Here is a 400-nt window from a genome sequence, read left to right as displayed (position 1 = left end):
CACGACCATAGCCACGCCGAATTTCTCGGCCCCAATACCGAGCTGATCTTCGCGCTTGCCTGCGGCGCGCTGCTGGGGATCGGCTATGCGATCGAAAGGCTGGTTGCCGGCGCACCGGAGTGGCTGCCCACGGCCTGCTATGTCGCAGCCTATTTCTTCGGCGGATTCTTCACGCTGCGCGAGGCGATCGACAACCTCCGGATGAAGAAGTTCGAGATCGACACGCTGATGTTGGTTGCTGCCGCCGGCGCCGCTGCGCTGGGCGCATGGGCCGAAGGCGCGCTGCTGCTGTTCCTGTTCAGCCTTGGCCATGCGCTTGAGCATTACGCGATGGGACGCGCCAAGAAGGCGATCGAGGCGCTGGCGAAGCTCGCGCCCGAAACCGCGACCGTGCGACGCG

General features: G+C 65.2%; 1 pseudogene. It reads left to right on the top strand.

Going from position 1 to position 400, the window contains the following annotated elements:
- Positions 1-400: pseudogene (locus AX685_RS13675) on the top strand (heavy metal translocating P-type ATPase); the annotation flags it as partial.

The sequence above is a fragment of the Sphingomonas sp. CCH9-F2 genome (genome assembly GCF_001556735.1).
GTDB lineage: Bacteria > Pseudomonadota > Alphaproteobacteria > Sphingomonadales > Sphingomonadaceae > Sphingomonas > Sphingomonas ginsenosidimutans.
Note: the sequence above shows the minus strand (reverse complement) of the source record. Positions and strands in the feature narration are given on the sequence as shown.